We start from the raw sequence: 17,143 nt of genomic DNA on the forward strand, positions 1-17,143 counted from the left end.
TGCCGCGAGGGTCAAATACCCACGAACTTTTGTTCGTTGCGCTCGCTGCATAACAAGTTTGATGCCCCGTCAGCTTGCTGCGGGGTATTTGACTGGAACTTACAATTTCCTAGCCTTGACGATAAAGGAAAGTGGCAGCTTCTGCGCCCGCCAGGGAGAATAATACCCGGAAGAGAATTCCGCCGTACGGGAAAGGGTATCACAATCGGTTTCTTCAACCAAACGCTCCACGGCAAACCCGGCATCCGCGAGTTCATTTATATAGGTGGACATGCGGCGGTTCTGTACAGTGACCGGCTGTCCCCGCTGTATATAGGAAAAGGCTTCGTCCTTTGTATAAGATCCGGAAAAAACAAGCTGATCATCAGCCACATCAATACAGCGCATCAACGGATGATCCCAGGAAAAGATAAAAACGCCGCCCGGCTTCAAATACGATGCGATATGATGGACTGCGGCCTTTAAATCCGTTGTCCATCCGATTGCATAGACAGAATATACCACATCAAAATACCCTTTCGGCAAACCGCATTCCTGCTCCATAGGGGCGTTGAACAGCCTGGGCCGGAACCCGTTTCCGGTCAGATATGTTTGGGCGTTGGCAATTTGTTTTACCGACAGATCCAGTCCCCATAGCTCCGCCGTCCCCTTCCGGCCGCACCAGCAGAGGGAATGTCCGGCCTGATGGACTGGCGAATATCCTTTTCCGTCCCGGGGACACCGCTCTGCCAGCGGGCGGAAGGCCATTTTGCTCCTGCGAAGTTTGAGATTTTAATACAAATGCATGAAGAACTACGGGTACAGGCCCGCTATTTCCAAAGCCCTCTCTTTTAGCATGATACGTGCTGCCTCAGGCTCAAGGATTTCCACATATTTTCCGAAAGACAGCAAATAGTTAAAGGTCCAGTTGCTTAACTGGTATCGGATGGTAACCAAATAGTCTCCGTCCTCACATAAAGAAACCTGATTTTCCTGGAATTCATCAAAAAGCCTGTAAGCGATGGCACGGGAAAATTTCAGTTTGAAAACAGGGATTTGGTCCTCCTCTTTGTATTCCGGCAGCAGGGAATAATCCTTCGGCAGTTCCCTTTGGAAGGTTTCCGGCATAACATGGATATGCTTCATCCGGGACATACGGAACGTACGGATATCCTGTTTGTACCTGCAATACCCTATAATATACCAGGCGTGTGACTTAAATACAAGCCGCAGGGGTTCTATAGTCCGGCAGGATTTCTGCAGCTCGGAGTTAAAATAATCAAAGGCGATGAGATGTTTATTGAGAATGGCGTACTGCAGTTCGGAAATCGTAACCTTTTCTTTTTCATCACTGCCCCAGAAGGAAAAATCCACCTCCAGCCATTCCGGTTTCAGCACATGCCGGAAAACGGCGCCGATTTTGTTCAATGTAATTTCCGCATTCGGATAGTTGGAGGCCTGTAATATCTGTAAGCCCTGCAGAATATTCTGCTGCTCTTCCCCGGATAATAATGGTTTTTCAATCGTATAACCGTCCAGCAGAAAGATACCGTCGCCGGTTCCCTTTACGGACATAACAGGGATTCCGGCAAGAGAAAGCGTGTTTAAATCACGGTAAATCGTCCTGGTTGATACCTGAAAACGATTAGCCAGTTCTTTGGCAGTAACGTGTTCGCGGCCTGCAATATAAAATACCATCTGTACCAAACGTTCTATCTGCATGGAGGTTCTCCTTAATAAATCCGCTCTCCAATCAGTTTATCATGTGGAACGATCAAACAGCGGTTTATTTCTTTTTCATATTTTTGGTAAATGCTCTGCAAGGCCTTCCCATAAGCCTCTTTTGTTTCAAATTCCCAAAAAAGGATATATTTTACGCATTTCACGATCCTGGTAATTTTTTGGGGAGGGAGCCCTTCCCTTATCTGCTCATAATCAATATGATATTCTCTTTTCACGTATTTCAAGTCCTTCAGTCCTGCCTGTTCTCTTTGCGCAGCCGCAACCTCCTGCAGAAGCGTTTCAAATTCTTCCACCTTCGCGGGCTTTACTTGATAGATTGCTATTTCTGCAAAATTATGATTCATGGGGGATCCTCCGTGTTTTTTTAGAAATTATAACACATCCAATGCGACATGTAGCTGTCTTATTAAAAATATGTTACTCAAACTTCGTAGTTGCCGAATGGCCTTCCGCCGGCTGTCTGCGTGGCGTTTCCGGGACTGAAAAGGAATTTTCGCAGGTACCTTTCAGCCTATGAAGATGAGACCAGTCAAGTGTGTCAGCCTTATCTGACACACTTGACGCCCTTGGGCTCATCGGAATGTCCAGGCTGACGGACCTGCGAAAATCCTTTTCAGTCCCGGAAACGCCACGCAGACAGCCGGCGGAAGGCCATTCGGCAACTACGAAGTTTGAGTATGTTACTGTTTACGCCCTCTGTGCCGCTGTTGGGAATCATTGCTGTACAAGGGGAAACATGATAGAATAGGAGGAAAATACAGTTACGTTATTTCATTATGGCAGAAGAGAGGGGATAACGATGATAACATTTGCCGTCTGTGACGACGAAGCCTTTATGCTCCGGGATTTCACCGCCAGGCTTTCCGACTATATGGAAGAAAGACAGATGGAATTCCGGGTTCAGTGCTATACCGGCGGAAAAAGCCTGCTGGACAGCAAAATACAGTTTGATATGGTGTTCCTTGATATCCAAATGGAAAGCCCGGACGGGCTGGAGACGGCAAGACTGCTCAGACAGAGGGGATATCAGGGCATCCTTATTTTTATTACGGTTTTAAAGGAATGTGTATTTGATTCGTTTGAGGTGCAGGCATTTGATTTCCTGGTAAAGCCAATCGATCCTATCCGTTTCCGGCGTACCATGGATCGCAGCCTCCAATTCCTGGAGCAGGCCGGCAGGCAAAATATCGTTGTGCATAGAGGCAGGGATTCCCGGATCCTTTCCTTTTCCGAGATAGTGTATTGTGAAGTCATTGCACGCAAGATTTATCTTCATCTGCACGGAGGGGAAACAGTTGCTTACTACGATAAGCTGGAGGAATTGGAAAAACGGATGGACAAGCGTTTTTTCAGATGCCACAGAAGCTATCTGGTTAATCTGGATTTTGTGCGCGGGTGCAGGGACGGATTGATTCTGTTGGCAGAGGGCGGTGAAATACCTGTTTCCCGCCTGCGGGAACGGGAGTTCACGAAAGCGCTTTTATTCCACATGAAAGAAAGGCGGCGGGATGGAATGGTTTCTTCTTTTATTTAATATAGTAACGATTGCCGTACAGGGAATTCTGCAGCTTTTATTTATGGGACATCTTACAGAAAAACGTGTGAAGCTGCGGCATTTTGCCGTCTGCCTTGCGATGCTTTATTGTGCCGGCTTCACAGATTTCCTGGAGGCATTTCCTGATTCGGCTATTCTGCTTAACATATTGACGCTCTATATCCTGGGACGGCTGGGGCTGAAAAACAACCGTCCGGTATCCTGTGTAACCGCAGTCCTGGCAGTGTACATTGCACAGCTGTCTTTTGGTCTGATGGACTCGGTGACTATGCTGCTTTTCCCCGTAATACACGGAAATGCCCCGCTGCTGTATCTGCTTATTGTTCTGGCAGCTTTTCTTTCTTCTGCGCTGTGCGCCATCTGCTTTCGGATAATTTCCTCGCATATCACTCTGCAGAATCCTCCTCAGGGGCTTTTGACCTGGCTTTTGCTGCCTCCCGGCCTGTTCCTTTTCGCCGTCGAATTCTATATTCTGTCCGTCAACTATAAAAGTGTAGTATTGTTTCCGGGTTCGCTGCAGCTGCGTAAACACATTATGCTGCTGCTTTTGCAGGCTCTTGGCCTGGGAGTGCTGTTTTGTTCCCTCTATGCTTACCGGCGCATCTGTGAAAGTTTTAAGGCACAGGCGGATCTGGCATTACTGGAACAGGAAAAGCATTCTCTGAAAAATTATGTGTCACAGGCACAAATACGTTATGAAAAGACAAGGTCATTCCGCCATGATGTCAGAAATTACCTGTCCGTTCTGGACGGTTTTTTGAGAGACGGCAGTATCGATCAGGCACGGGATTACCTGAAAAATCTGGATGCGGCGGCGGGGGAACTTTCTTTTCCTGTTCATACGGGCAACCCAACCGTGGATATTTTGCTGGGAGATAAACTGGAATTAGCCAAAACAGACGGAACAGCAGTCGACATATCACTTAAATTGCCGCAAGATGGTAGAATAACCGATTTGGACTGGTGTGTTATTTTTGCAAATGCCCTTGACAATGCGATCCGTGCATGCAGACAGGGGAATAACTCAAAAAGTATACGGATTTCCGGCGAACAGCAGGGTGATTTTTATATGCTGGAATTTGAAAACACCTGCCCCGAGGATCAGCCGCCGGTTCCTGATTTTGGTATCGGGCTTGGCAATATCAAAAGTGTCGCATTAAAATACGCAGGCGCAGTGACGGCCGGGCAGCAGCATGGTTTATTCCGGTTACATGTGCTGCTGGACATTTCAGTACAGCCAGAAGGCATTTCGAAGCAAAGGGCTTGAAATCATGCGTCTGTTTTTCTTACAATGAAGGCGCAGGAGGGAATGGGGCATCCCGTTGCGTTGTGAGGCTCCTGCCAAAAAATAGCAAAAGAAAAAGAAAAACAGAGGTGATTGGAATGAACGTAAGCGGAATAAACCAGGCACAACAGCCTGTTACCCCTCAAAAGCCACTGGAAGGATCCAAGCAGGCCGCGTCTGCAATCAGGGAGTTGGAGCAGCAGTTACAAAAACTGGATGCGGAAAAACAGAAAGCCGTCCGGAATAAGGACACCGAAAGAGAGAGGAAACTGGAAAAGCAGATCCAGGAGATTAAAAAACAAATTGAGCAGCTAAAAAGCCGGGAAACGAACCGGCAGGAGGATGAGGCGGAACCGGGGAATCTCGAAAAAAAGAAAAGCCCGGAAAACACCGGCAAAGGGAAGTACATAGATGAAATTGCATAAAAGATAATGTATCAGGCCGCGTTTCCCAGGGAATGCGGCTTTTTTGCGCCATTTTCCGGTATCAAACCGCGCAGCCTTTTTTTTCCTGGAAGAAAGAGAAAAAAAGTCGGGCAAAGCTGCCTGCCTGCTGTTATACTGAAAACATCTTAAGATAACGGGAGGAAAAACAGGTGAATTATTATGAGAGGATCCAGAAAGCTATTGATTTTCTGGAGCATAATCTGGAAAACGATATCAAAGCGGAGGATGCGGCGAAGGAAGCCTACATGTCGGTGTCTAATTTTTACCGCCTGTTCTTTGCCATAACAGGCTATCAGGTAAAGGAATACCTCATCAACAGGCGGATCAGTCTTGCGGCAGAAGATATCCGTATTAACCAGATGAAGGTATTGGATGCTGCCGTGAAATATGCCTATACCAGCTCCGACGCTTTTTCCAGAATCTTTAAAAAGGTCACCGGTTATTCTCCCAGCACCTATTCCCGGGGGATGGTAAACTACAAATTTGAAAGGATTCATTTAATGGATAAATATTTTGAGATTCCCGATGAGGAAATGAACGAACAATACCCGGATATTAAGGTGTTGAAAGAGATGCAGCCCATGCGTGTGGCTTATTACTGTTATTACGGAAAGAACCCGGAGAACGGCGCGTTTGCTGTCATGAAGGATTGGGTCATGAAGGAAAAGCTGGATATCCGCAGCGGAAACTACCGTATTTTCGGCTACAATGCGCCGGACTGTGACCCTTCCGCCGAAGAATACGGCTATGAGGTATGCGTTACCATACCGGAAGATATGGAAGTGAAGGATGATAACATAAAAACAAAACAGCTGGACGGCGGCCTGTTTGCCGTCATTTCCATCGAACGGACGAAAGACGAAGAACTCGGTGAAGGCATCATGCGCGGCTGGAAGCGTTTTTCAAGATGGCTGGAGGGCAGTAAATACGCGTATGGAGATGCACAGTGGCTGGAGGAGCATCTCGGCTTCGGGGATGCGTTTGACCATATCGGCGGCGTGGAGCTGTATATGCCGGTACAGCTGAAAAAGGAAGGCGGAAAGGAGAGGACGGAGGTAACAGAGGTACAGGTGGAACCCTTTATGACCGCAGTCTGTACGGCGGTCGGGACAGGGGCGGAAGAAAAGGCGAAAAAACAGCTGTTTGCATGGATGAAGGCGAATGGAATTGCGCCGGACAGAGAAAAGAACCGGGTTTTTGCTTTTTATAACTTTGAAAAGCTGGGACAGCCAGATTTCTTTTTCCGGATGTATGTACAGATTGCACCGGACAGGGAAGTGAAGGAGGAAGAAGGGCTGACGAAGGAGGAGTTTCCGGGAGGCCTGTATCTGAAACAACATGTGAAATATAAAAAGAATGCCCAGTCCTGGTTCCAGTTTATCAGGCAGCTGGAGGAAAGTGAAACCTACGGATTTGGGCCGCAGCCGTTTATGGAGCAGTATTTGACAGACAAGCTGCAAATCAGCAGAGAAACGGAGATTGCGCAGTATCTGCCTATAGTGAAAAAGGCAAACGGCGGGAAATAATGTGACATAGCGCAGGAAAAGCCACAGGGAACTGTGGCTTTATTTCCTGCATAAAAAGTCCGGAAAAATATGCCTTATGGGAGCGGATTGGGTTCCGTGGACCAGGAAGAATCCAGATCCGTACCCTTGAAAATCCGCCGTTCCCGGTTTGATTTCAGCATATATACATCTTCATCCGGATAATAACAGGTATCTTCTTTTTCTACGGTTCCCGCGTCTAATATCAGCAGGCTGCCGGATCCTGAATTATAAAAAGTATGCGCGATATTCTCCCCGGCGGGTTTTGCCAAAAAATCCCCCTGCTTCACCGGAATTTCTTCTTCATTCAGCCGCAGTATGCCTGTACCGGAAAGAATCAGGAAAAATTCTTCCTGTTGGGAGTGGCTGTGGTATTTCGTACTGAAGGCATGGGGAGGAACGGAATCGATATTGACATATAGCTTCCGGCTTCCGGCCGCTTCCCCTAAAGATTTGGTCAGCAGTCCCACGGAATCCTGATAGACGAATTCCCCGTTCAGCTGTTCAATATTCTGTATTTTCATTGGCACCCCTTTCTTACCGGCTGCAAATTCCCTGCCGCCCCTGCCGGGACCGCTTACCCTATTCATTATTCCTTTCTTTCCACTCTAAAGGCAGCGTTACAGGCTGTCAAGTGATTATGATGTTTCGGGTGTATCCATAATAAGAACAGGCTTGACATAACCCTTCCGGTCAGAGTATTTTGTAACTAAAGGTTATACAAGACAGTACCGGATAGGGATTGAGCCAACCATTTTCCTGGTGCGGGGGATCCGGCATGAATAAGCGGGAAGAAAAGTAGGCCGTTGTGATTATGGAGAAGGCAGTATGCGGGAATTTAATTTTGAAACGGTTATTCCGATTGAAAAAGGCTGGTCGGAGGATAAAAAATACCAGGTGGCGAAAAAGGACGGAAGCCGTTATCTGCTCCATGTTACTCCTATACAGCGGTACGAGACCAGAAAGGCACTGTTTGCCGTGTTGGAACAGGTGGCACGGTTGGGAATACCTATGTGTAAGCCTGTTGAATTTGGCATTTGCAGAGACGGAGTCTATGCTCTGCATACCTGGATTGACGGGAGTGACGCCGGGGATGTGATTCCCTTTTTGCCGGAGAAAGAGCAATATGCTTCAGGGGTGAAGGCAGGGGAAATACTGCGTGAAATACATGCCATACCGGCGCCGGATACACAGGAACAATGGGGCAGCAGATTTAACAGGAAAGCGGATGAGATCCTTCATAATTATAGGGAATGTCCGATTCATTTTCAAGGGGATAATGCGCTCATTACATATATTGAAAATAACCGCGGTCTGCTGGAAAACCGTCCACAGTGCTTTCAGCACGGAGACTATCATATCGGGAATATGATGGTACAAAACGGCTCGCTTATCATCATTGATTTTGACCGTTACGATTTCGGGGATCCATGGGAAGAATTCAACCGGATTGTATGGAGCGCCCAGACAAGCCCCTGTTTTGCGGCAGGCCAAATCGACGGATATTTCGATGGCAGACCGCCGGCGGAATTCTTCCGGCTGCTTTCCTTCTATATTGCCTGCAATACGCTTTCTTCCATTTATTGGGCCGTTCCATTTGGTCAGGAGGATATCGATGTTATGATGAAACAATCCCAAAACGTGCTTTCCTGGTATCGCAGCATGGATAATATAATTCCATCCTGGTATCGAAAGTACGGAGAAAGTGCATGGGGCAGAAAAAGAGATAGAAAAAGAGATAGAAAAAGAGATAGAAAAAGAGATAGAAAAAGAGATAGAGGAGACGGATGGGATCATGAGTGATTTTGGATTTCAGGAGATGCAGGCGATTCAAAAGCAGCTGCAGGAAAAATATAAAGACAAGTGGGGCGGATTATCTCCAAAGAAGGGACGTGATTCCCTGCTTTGGATGATGATAGAAGCAGGGGAAGTGGCGGATGTAATCAAGAAACAGGGAGATGAGAAAATAGTTGGCGATGAACAGGTCAGAAGTCATTTTATAGAAGAGCTCTGCGATGTGATGATGTATCTGAACGATGTTATGCTCTGCTACTCCATTTCGCCGGAGGAACTGGCGGAAACATATCGGGAAAAGCATGACAGGAATATGAAACGATGGTAAATGATTGAACCAGGATTGGACAGGAGGCGTCTTAATTGATACGTAATCAATAAGACGCCGTTTTTTATTGAGGAAATTCTGATGTTATTGCTGCAAAATTGGGAAAACTAATGGTTGCCGGCAAACTGCCTATTGCCAAAAGGCAACAGGCTTTCTGCTTTTCGTCATTTCTGTATGGTATCTGCAGGGCGGCGGCACAAGGGGCCGTGAATTGCAGCTGCAAAGTTTGAGAATATCAGAAAAAAGGTTGACATATCTAACTGTAATATTTATAATTACAGTAACTCATGGAATTACAGTATTGCGGAACCAGGCTCGGCGCTGCACAGATGGCAGGTTTTACAATTAATTCTCTGTAAGCGCATTTGTGTAGATCGTTGTCCGCAAAAAATAATCCAACCGGCAGGAAAATCAGGCCGGTCAGGAAGGGGTAACCGTTCAGGCTTGTCGAACGGTTATAGGAAAGGAAGGCTCGATATGGATGACAGGGAAAGACAAAAAGAAGCGGCAGCAAAGGCGGCAGCAGCCTGGGTTCGGGATGAAATGACCGTAGGGCTGGGAACCGGTTCCACAGCCTATTATTTTATACAGGAAGCGGGGGCTATGGTACGCGCGGGAATAAGGCTGCGGGCCGTGGTTACCTCAGAAGCCACGGGAAAGCTTGCGGCATCATTCCATATTCCGGTAATCCCGCCGGAGGAAGCGCAGACCGTGGATCTGGCGGTGGATGGAGTGGATGCGGTGGATACGGACTTCTGTGCGGTAAAAGGCGGGGGAGGCGCTCTCCTTCGGGAAAAAATTGTGGCATGGAAGGCAAAGCAGGTAATCTGGATTATGGATGAAAGCAAACGCGTAAAAAATCTTGCCGGTTTTCCTCTTCCGGTTGAGGTTCTGCCCTTTGCAGCCTCCTGGGCGGCGGATGCTGTAAAGGAGCTGGGGGGAAATGCAGTGTGCCGCCAGCGGGACGGTAAGTCATTTTTTACCGATAACGGAAATAGGATATTGGATGTAGTGTTTCCAAAAGACAGGGATCCCAGATTGGCTGCAGAAGCCGTCAGGCAGATACCGGGGGTCCTGGAAACCGGTTTTTTTGACCGGATGTGCAGCCGGATTCTTATCGGTACCACCGGCGGTGTCCGGGAGTTGGTGAATCCCAATAAGGAAAAAGCCCCGTTACAGGGTAGAACAGTCCCGGGATGGAAAAACGGGTGTGTCTGAGCAGGTATGTAAGATTGACAACAGGCTGAACAGTTAGGGCAGGTGGAAAAATGCAGGAAAAAAAGGATAAAAACAACCGGATTGTAAATGGTTATATAGGGACCTATTTTTCGGAAAACAGCAAAGGGATCTATCGGTTTGCCTTTGATGAAGAAAGTGGGGAACTGACAGCTCCCGAACTGTTCTATGAGGCCAGGGATGCCAAATGGGTATCCGTCGGCCCGGACCGGATCTGTTTTCCCATGGAGGAAAACGGACGTGCGGGAACCTGTTTCCTGGAACGGGAAAAAGGGCAGATATCACATGTGCGGAAAATACTGGAAGAAGCCCATACACCCTGCTATCTTCAGCAGGACGGGGATTATGTATACACCGCCAATTACCACGATGGCACGGTTATGGTCTATCATTTGAGCCGGCATGTTCCTGAGATCCGGAAGCGGATCGAAAACGGCGAAAAGGCCGGCTGCCATCAGATTCTTCTTCACGGCCCATGGCTCCTGGTGCCGTGTCTGGAACAGAACCGGATACGGATTTTTGACAGGGAAAACGGTTTTGGGCCGGCAGGGGAAATCCCTTTTCCGGAGGGGAGCGGGCCAAGACATGGTGTTTTTGACCGTGCCCATAAACGGCTGTATGTAGTGAGCGAATGGAGTAATACGCTTTTTACGTTTGCCGCAGACGGAAAGGAATTCCGGTTGATCCAGTCGCTTCCGCTTCTGCCCCGGAAGGGGAATGCGGCGGCTGCCGCCATACGAATGTCACCGGGAGAAGAAGCCCTGTATATTTCGGTGCGCGGGCCGGATATTTTAATACGGGTGGATATCCGCGGGGATAAGGCGGTTTTGGAAGAATATGTATCAAGCCGGGGCGTGCATCCCCGGGATTTTATACTCACCGATGACGGCCGTTTTGTCCTTGTTGCCAACCGCCAGGAGGGCGGGCTTGTGTCTCTGGAAAGGAATCGGGAAAGCGGTAAAATAGTGGGGATCAGAAGCCGGATTCCGATACCGGAAGCGGTTTCGGTAGTACTGGATAAACCGGGAATCCCGCAGGAATCATAGAAAAAAGCTAAAACGCCGGGACGGGGAGAGCGCCGTTCCGAGATTAACAGGAGGATAACAGTATGCAGAAAACAGATATCGGTGTCATAGGGCTTGCCGTAATGGGCAGAAGTCTTGCGCTTAATATGGCGGATCACGGATTTAAGGTAGGAGGATATAACCGGAGCCATGAGGTGACGGAAGCGTTGGTAAAAGAACATCCCCATGATAATTTTATCCCTTTTTATGAATTGGAAGAATTGGTGGACTCCCAGGAACGCCCGAGGAAATTTCTGATTATGGTAAAGGCGGGCAGGCCTGTGGATTTAGTGATTGAACAGCTTGTGCCTCTGCTGGAAGAAGGGGATATAATTCTGGATGGAGGAAATTCTTTCTTTGAAGATACGATACGAAGGGAGAAAAGTCTGAAAGAAAAAGGAATCTATTACTTTGGAACCGGCGTTTCCGGAGGAGAAAAAGGCGCCCGTTTCGGTCCCTCCATCATGCCCGGAGGTGACAGAAAAGGCTACGACTATGTGGCGCCTGTCCTGGAAGCTATCGCGGCAAAGGCACAGGGGGAGCCTTGCTGTGCCTATATGGGGCCGGATGGGGCCGGCCATTATGTCAAAATGGTGCACAACGGCATTGAATATGCGGATATGCAGCTGATTGCAGAGGCTTATCTGCTGCTTAAATATGTGGGCGGCTGCAGCAATGAGGAATTGGCGGCTACTTTTGACGAATGGAACCGGAAGGAGCTGAAAAGCTACCTGATCGGAATCACTGCAGGAATATTCAGGGAAAAGGATGATCTGAGCGGACAGGAACTTCTGGATGTAATTCTGGACAGTGCGGGCCAGAAGGGCACCGGACGCTGGACCAGCCTGGAATCTCTGAAACAGGGAGTGAACGTATCCATGATTACGGCGGCCTGCAACGCCAGAGTCATGTCTAACCGCGTGGAAGAACGAAGGGCAGCTAAGCCGCTTTTCACCGTTTCACAGGAAAAACGGGCTGTGGATAAAAAAGCATTTGGGGAGCAGGTACGAAACGGGCTGTATACCGCAAAAATCATTGCCTATGCCCAGGGGTTTGAACTGCTGGCACACGCCTCCGGAGAATACGGATGGAATCTGGACTACGGAAGGATTGCGGCAATTTTCAGGGCCGGCTGCATTATCCAGGCAGATTTCCTGGATGATATTACCCGTGCCTATGAAAGAAATCCCGATTTGAAAAATCTGATGCTGGATCCGTTTTTCCTGGAACGGATCAATGCCGGACAGGAAAGCCTGCGCCATATCCTTACCATGGGTATTATAAATGGAATCCCGGTTCCCGCCATGAGCCAGGCCGCAGCTTACCTGGATGCATTCCGGGGAATGCCGGTGGGGGCAAATCTGATCCAGGCCCAGAGGGACTGCTTCGGGGCCCATACCTATGAACGTAATGACAGGGAAGGAACCTTCCACCACGATTGGAGGTTAAGCAATGAGTGAAAAAAATACATTTACCATATTCGGAGGGACAGGGGATCTGACCTTCCGGAAGCTGATCCCGGCCCTGTACAACATGGAAATGACGGGAAGCAATACCTTTGATACGCAGATTGTGGTGATAGGCAGGCGGGATTATACCAGCAGTGCTTATCGGGAACTGGCCCGGGACTGGGTGGAAAAATTCACGAGACTTTCCTTCCGGGAAGAGGTATATGAAAAAATAGCGGAACGGATTCTCTATTACCGCATGGATTTCACAAAAGAAGAAGCGTATGGGGAACTGAATGCTTTTTATCGTGAAAACGGGGCGGAGAACCATGTGTTTTACTTTGCAGTTGCTCCCCGGTTTTTCCCTGTCATTGTACAGGGGCTGAAGAAGGTGGATGGAGCGCGGGGAGGAAAGGTGGTTCTGGAGAAGCCTTTCGGGGAAAATCTGGAGGCTGCCGCTGCGCTGAATGAAAAGATGGAAGCTTTTTTCTCGCCGGATCATATCTACCGTATTGATCACTATCTGGGTAAAGAGATGGTGCGCAATATCCAGACCATCCGGTTTGCCAATCCTATTTTCAGCAATGTATGGGATGCAAAGCATATCCGGTGTATTCAGATTTCCGCTATGGAAGAGGTGGGGGTGGAAACCCGGGGCAGCTATTATGACCACAGCGGGGCATTAAAGGACATGATGCAGAACCACCTGTTCCAGATCCTGTCCATCGTCGCCATGGAACAGCCCCAATCCTCAGCGGTGGAGGATATGCACCGGGAACAGATGAAGGTGCTTTCAGCGCTGGTTATGCCGGAGGATATTTCAGGAAGTATGGTGCTGGGGCAGTACGGGGGATACCGTGAGGAGCCGTCCGTGGCGCCGGATTCCGATACGGAAACCTATGCGGCAGTCCGTCTTCTGGTGGATAATGACAGGTGGAGGGGAATGCCTTTTTATATCCGGACCGGGAAAAAGCTGGGGGAAAGGGAAATGCAGGTGGCCGTAGTATTCAAAAGCCCCTCCCCGGAGGTGGAGTCCAATATCCTGAATATCCGGATTCAGCCTACGGAAGGCGTATATCTGCAGTTTAATATTAAAAGGCCGGGAGAAACGGATGATATTATCCAGGCGAAAATGGACTTTTGCCAGAGCTGCTCCCTGGAACATCATCTGAATACGCCGGAGGCCTATGAAAGGCTGATCGGCGCCTGCTTCCGTGGGGAGCGCTCCTGGTTTTCCCAATGGGATCAGGTGGGTATAAGCTGGAGATATGTGGATGCTGTGAAGGCGGCATACCGCAGCAGCGGCATGCCTCTTGCCTCTTATGAACCGGGGAGCAACGGCCCGCAGGAAGCAGAGCGGCTTCTGGCCATATATGGGGATACGTGGTTTGATCATTAAATAGTTTACACTTAAGACGATGGAAGCGGTCTGGAAGATAAACGCTGTAATCGGATAAGCCGGGTTACGGCCCCCTGCCTGTGCAGGGGGCCGTTTCCTGCTTTGGAGTGCGTGGTTCCGGGCAGCACGCCAGCCAAATCCCGGTATATACTGGCGCTATAACATACACAGGATTACCGGCATGCATTGTCAAGATCTTATTTTATGTTATAATGATGGTGCGTTTCTGCCGGGAAAACCCGGCGGAACAGACGGGGTCATTGGAGCAGACTATAACAATGCTAAGGGAGCGGATTCCAAATGAAAAAACTGCAGTTCATGCAATCAGGGTATTTTATCTTATTAACCTCCTTCTTCGTCGTGTTTTTATTTGCAGTATTTAATATTTTTACCATCAAACATTTTAATCAGAGAATCGAAGAAATTTATAAAAATTCCCTTAATTATTCCAGCAATTATTGGGCAGATCAATTCTATGTGGCCAACAGAGAACTGACCTCCCTAATCAATAAAAATGACGGTACGGACTATAATTTGATCTGTGATTCTTCCGATCCCGCCTTTATTGCGGAAAGAAGCTCTGATTTGCAGAGGGATTTAACCAACCTGTCTCTTCTTAACGATAACAGAATCGTGTATTTCGTTTTTATCCCGGACAAGGATATGATGCTGTCCTCCATTTCCTATCTGGATTATTTCCAGGAAACGGAAAACGAGGAGTTGAAAAAATATATCTTAAATAACCAGGTGAATAATTCCGCAGCCTGGAAGGATATCAAGCTGGGAGATAACTATTATTTTCTGCATTTATATGAACATAAAAGCGGCTTCGGAGGATGCTATATCAGCTGTGAAAACGTACTTCGGGATATCATGCCGCAGGATCAGGAAAGCAACGTCTCCCTTTTGAATATGGATGGTTCGGTTTTTTATGCGGAGAAGGATGCACAGGAATACAAGAATTACTTTGTATTCTCCCGTGCCATCCGCATGATCAATAAGAAAATTTCCATAGAAATCCCTCATGTCAATTTTGTCAGCAGCGGATCCTATCTGTTTATTATTATTATTATTGCGATAGCAGCGTCCATCCTCCTGATAACGATTGCTTTATTTTACCAGGAACAGTCTGTGTTCAAGCCTCTTACCAAACTGAAAAAAGCCATGGAGGAATTCAGCGGCGGCAATACGCAGGTCAGGCTGAATGATCGGACCTCCAATCATGAAATCAAGGTGCTGTATCATACGTTCAACCATATGGCGGAACAGATTATCAACCTGAAAATAGATGTGTATAAAGCCAGCCTGGAAAAGCAAAAGGTGTATAACCAGTTCCTGCGGGTGCAGATACAGCCTCACTTCTATACGAATATATTAAATCTGATTTATACCCTGGCAAGTATTAAGGACTACGGAACAATCAAGGATCTTACCAAAAACATGGCGGAATATTTCCGGTATCTTTTATCCCTGAAAGAAGATTACGTATTTCTGGAGGATGAGCTGCAGTGTATCGCGCGGTACGCCCAGGTACAGAAAATCAGGTACCAGGATAATTTCCAGATGAAGATTACCTGTAATGCCGATGCCGACACGGAAAAAATACCGCCCCTGCTGATTCAGACCTTTATTGAAAACAGTATTAAGCACAATATCATGCTGGTGCAGGATTTGGAGATTATACTGGTGATTGAAGAGGCGGAGGACATGCTCTGCATCATAGTGAAAGATAACGGCCTCGGTTTTCCGGAGGGAATACTGGACAAGCTGAACCGGGATGAAGATATAGAAGAGGATGGCAGACACATCGGCATTATGAATGTGAAAAACCGTCTTGAGGTGCTGTACCAGGGGAAGGCCGTTGTCAGTATCCAAAATGAGAATAAGGGTTCCAGGGTTGCCGTCAGCATTCCCCGAATCCGGAAGGAGGAGAATACGCAGATTGAATATATTACTTGTTGATGATGAAGTAATGGTAGTTACCTTGCTGAAAAAACATATTGACTGGAAAGGGCTGGGAATTGACGAGGTATTTACCGCCTATACGGCCATGGACGCCAGGGCCGTATGTACCGGAAATAAAATAGATATTATTGTCTGCGATATTGAGATGCCGCAGGAAAACGGCCTCTATTTACTGTCTTGGGTGAGGGAAACATTTCCTTCTGTGGTAAAAATTATCCTGACAAGTTATCCGGATTTCAAATATGCACAGGATGCCATTAATATCGGCGTTGTAAAATATCTTCTGAAACCGGTCAGCTTTGAGGAGCTTTCAGAGACTGTCAGGCTTGCCGCAGATGAGATCGTAAAAAGGGAGAAGGAAAAGCTTCAGGTATCGGTCGGGCAGCAGCGTCCGGATCCCAAAAGGGAGGAAAAGATTTTCTATACCAATCTGCTTACCGGGGATATCCTGCCCTTCACCGAATTTATTGATAAGGCATTGAAAACAGGCGGCCTTACCAGGGAAGCGCTGGAGCCGAAGGGGCTGGTATATATCCGTCTGGCCGGCGCCCGGGTGCAGATGAAAAACAACAGTATTTTATTGTTTGCCTTAGGTAATATTGCGGAGGAACTTTTTTCAGACATAACGGAAGTACACCTGTGGGATAATATATTCTGGATTGTGAAAACCGGGCATAACAGGGCTTCGCTGTATGAAATGTGCGAATTGTTCATATCCAGTCTGAAGGGACGGTTTCCGGGAGAGATTTTTGCGTATTTTATTTCCGCGGAGTATTCAGCCTGTCATCTCAGCCTGGAGACATTATCAGAACGTTCCAGGGATTTAAGGCATGCCGCCATGCAGTACCGGAATGTGGGGCAGTTCATCTATGATGTGGACGATTTGATGGAAAAGGCCATGGAAACGGAAAACGGGGAACAGCACCCGTCTGCATGGGCGGTGGCGGAAGCTGTAAAGGAGTATGTACACGCGCATTATATGGAGGATATCAGCAGACAGGACATAGAGGCATGTGTACATTTGAACGGGGATTATCTGAACCGTATTTTTAAAAAGGCCACCGGTTATTCCCTGGTTCAATATATCCAGTATTACCGTATCCTGGTTTCCAGACGTTTGTTGGCAGAGCGGAAATGTACGATAACGGAGGTGGGGACAAAGGTGGGCTTTGATACGCCTTCCTATTTTGCAAAGGTTTTCAGGAAGTGGACAAACATGACTCCGAATGAATATTATAACAGCTGTGATTCCAAGTCAGGTACTCCGCCGGAATCAGATAACCCGCAGGCATAGAGAAAAAGTCGAAATTGTTCTATTACTTGGTCGGTTTTGTTGTTGAGACAAAGCCGGCTTTTT

General features: G+C 47.7%; 16 protein-coding genes. 12 read left to right on the top strand and 4 right to left on the bottom strand.

Annotated features, from left to right (window positions below):
• Positions 1-99: 99 nt before the first annotated feature.
• From DXA36_RS24640 to DXA36_RS24650, 3 genes are read right to left on the bottom strand one after another with little or no spacing between them, the layout of a single operon-like run.
• Positions 100-747: a class I SAM-dependent methyltransferase gene (locus tag DXA36_RS24640; RefSeq protein WP_118682083.1), complete on the bottom strand. Its 648-nt coding sequence runs from the start codon at positions 745-747 to the stop codon at positions 100-102.
• A 45-nt stretch (positions 748-792) separates the two neighbouring features.
• Positions 793-1,701 (bottom strand): helix-turn-helix transcriptional regulator, encoded by a 909-nt coding sequence (locus DXA36_RS24645; RefSeq protein WP_118682084.1) that lies wholly within the window; start codon positions 1,699-1,701, stop codon positions 793-795.
• Between the two features lie 11 nt (positions 1,702-1,712).
• A complete protein-coding gene (locus tag DXA36_RS24650) occupies positions 1,713-2,066 on the bottom strand; it encodes a hypothetical protein (protein WP_118682085.1) in 354 nt (117 codons plus the stop codon).
• 455 nt (positions 2,067-2,521) lie between these two features.
• Here DXA36_RS24650 and DXA36_RS24655 point away from each other — a divergent pair, with 455 nt between their 5' ends.
• The 4 genes from DXA36_RS24655 to DXA36_RS24670 all read left to right on the top strand — a co-directional run bounded on the left by DXA36_RS24655 (position 2,522) and on the right by DXA36_RS24670 (position 6,534).
• The gene (locus DXA36_RS24655) at positions 2,522-3,256 is read left to right on the top strand and encodes a LytR/AlgR family response regulator transcription factor (RefSeq protein ID WP_118682086.1); all 735 of its coding nucleotides are present in this window, start codon (positions 2,522-2,524) and stop codon (positions 3,254-3,256) included.
• Complete coding sequence (locus DXA36_RS24660) at positions 3,231-4,544, top strand: sensor histidine kinase (protein ID WP_118682087.1); 1,314 nt, start codon at positions 3,231-3,233, stop codon at positions 4,542-4,544. Before DXA36_RS24655 ends, DXA36_RS24660 begins: the two co-directional genes overlap by 26 nt.
• Positions 4,545-4,660: 116 nt before the next feature.
• Entirely contained in the window at positions 4,661-4,987 is a 327-nt protein-coding gene (locus DXA36_RS24665) for a hypothetical protein (protein WP_147366647.1), read from the top strand.
• Between the two features lie 170 nt (positions 4,988-5,157).
• Complete coding sequence (locus DXA36_RS24670; RefSeq protein ID WP_118682089.1) at positions 5,158-6,534, top strand: effector binding domain-containing protein; 1,377 nt, start codon at positions 5,158-5,160, stop codon at positions 6,532-6,534.
• 74 nt (positions 6,535-6,608) lie between these two features.
• On the opposite strand, the gene DXA36_RS24675 is transcribed toward DXA36_RS24670, so the two are convergent.
• The gene (locus DXA36_RS24675) at positions 6,609-7,142 is read right to left on the bottom strand and encodes a cupin domain-containing protein (protein WP_243114737.1); all 534 of its coding nucleotides are present in this window, start codon (positions 7,140-7,142) and stop codon (positions 6,609-6,611) included.
• A 238-nt stretch (positions 7,143-7,380) separates the two neighbouring features.
• On the opposite strand from DXA36_RS24675, the gene DXA36_RS24680 reads away from it, so the two are divergent.
• From DXA36_RS24680 to DXA36_RS24715, 8 genes are all read left to right on the top strand, one after another.
• A complete protein-coding gene (locus tag DXA36_RS24680) occupies positions 7,381-8,355 on the top strand; it encodes an aminoglycoside phosphotransferase family protein (RefSeq protein ID WP_118682090.1) in 975 nt (324 codons plus the stop codon).
• Complete coding sequence (locus DXA36_RS24685) at positions 8,348-8,674, top strand: MazG nucleotide pyrophosphohydrolase domain-containing protein (protein ID WP_118682091.1); 327 nt, start codon at positions 8,348-8,350, stop codon at positions 8,672-8,674. Before DXA36_RS24680 ends, DXA36_RS24685 begins: the two co-directional genes overlap by 8 nt.
• Positions 8,675-9,151: 477 nt before the next feature.
• A complete protein-coding gene (gene rpiA / locus DXA36_RS24690) occupies positions 9,152-9,892 on the top strand; it encodes a ribose-5-phosphate isomerase RpiA (protein ID WP_118682092.1) in 741 nt (246 codons plus the stop codon).
• Between the two features lie 50 nt (positions 9,893-9,942).
• Entirely contained in the window at positions 9,943-10,956 is a 1,014-nt protein-coding gene (locus DXA36_RS24695) for a lactonase family protein (protein ID WP_118682093.1), read from the top strand.
• Between the two features lie 62 nt (positions 10,957-11,018).
• A complete protein-coding gene (gene gndA / locus DXA36_RS24700; RefSeq protein WP_118682094.1) occupies positions 11,019-12,434 on the top strand; it encodes an NADP-dependent phosphogluconate dehydrogenase in 1,416 nt (471 codons plus the stop codon).
• Positions 12,427-13,821 (top strand): glucose-6-phosphate dehydrogenase, encoded by a 1,395-nt coding sequence (zwf, locus tag DXA36_RS24705; RefSeq protein ID WP_118682095.1) that lies wholly within the window; start codon positions 12,427-12,429, stop codon positions 13,819-13,821. Before gndA ends, zwf begins: the two co-directional genes overlap by 8 nt.
• Before the next feature lie 300 nt (positions 13,822-14,121).
• Complete coding sequence (locus DXA36_RS24710) at positions 14,122-15,783, top strand: sensor histidine kinase (RefSeq protein WP_118682096.1); 1,662 nt, start codon at positions 14,122-14,124, stop codon at positions 15,781-15,783.
• Positions 15,764-17,080, top strand: a complete 1,317-nt coding sequence (locus DXA36_RS24715; protein WP_182479252.1) for a response regulator transcription factor — start codon at positions 15,764-15,766, stop codon at positions 17,078-17,080. Before DXA36_RS24710 ends, DXA36_RS24715 begins: the two co-directional genes overlap by 20 nt.
• The last annotated feature ends 63 nt before the right edge of the window (positions 17,081-17,143 follow it).

Origin of the sequence: Eisenbergiella sp. OF01-20 (genome assembly GCF_003478085.1) — a bacterium.
Taxonomy (GTDB): Bacteria; Bacillota; Clostridia; order Lachnospirales; family Lachnospiraceae; genus Eisenbergiella.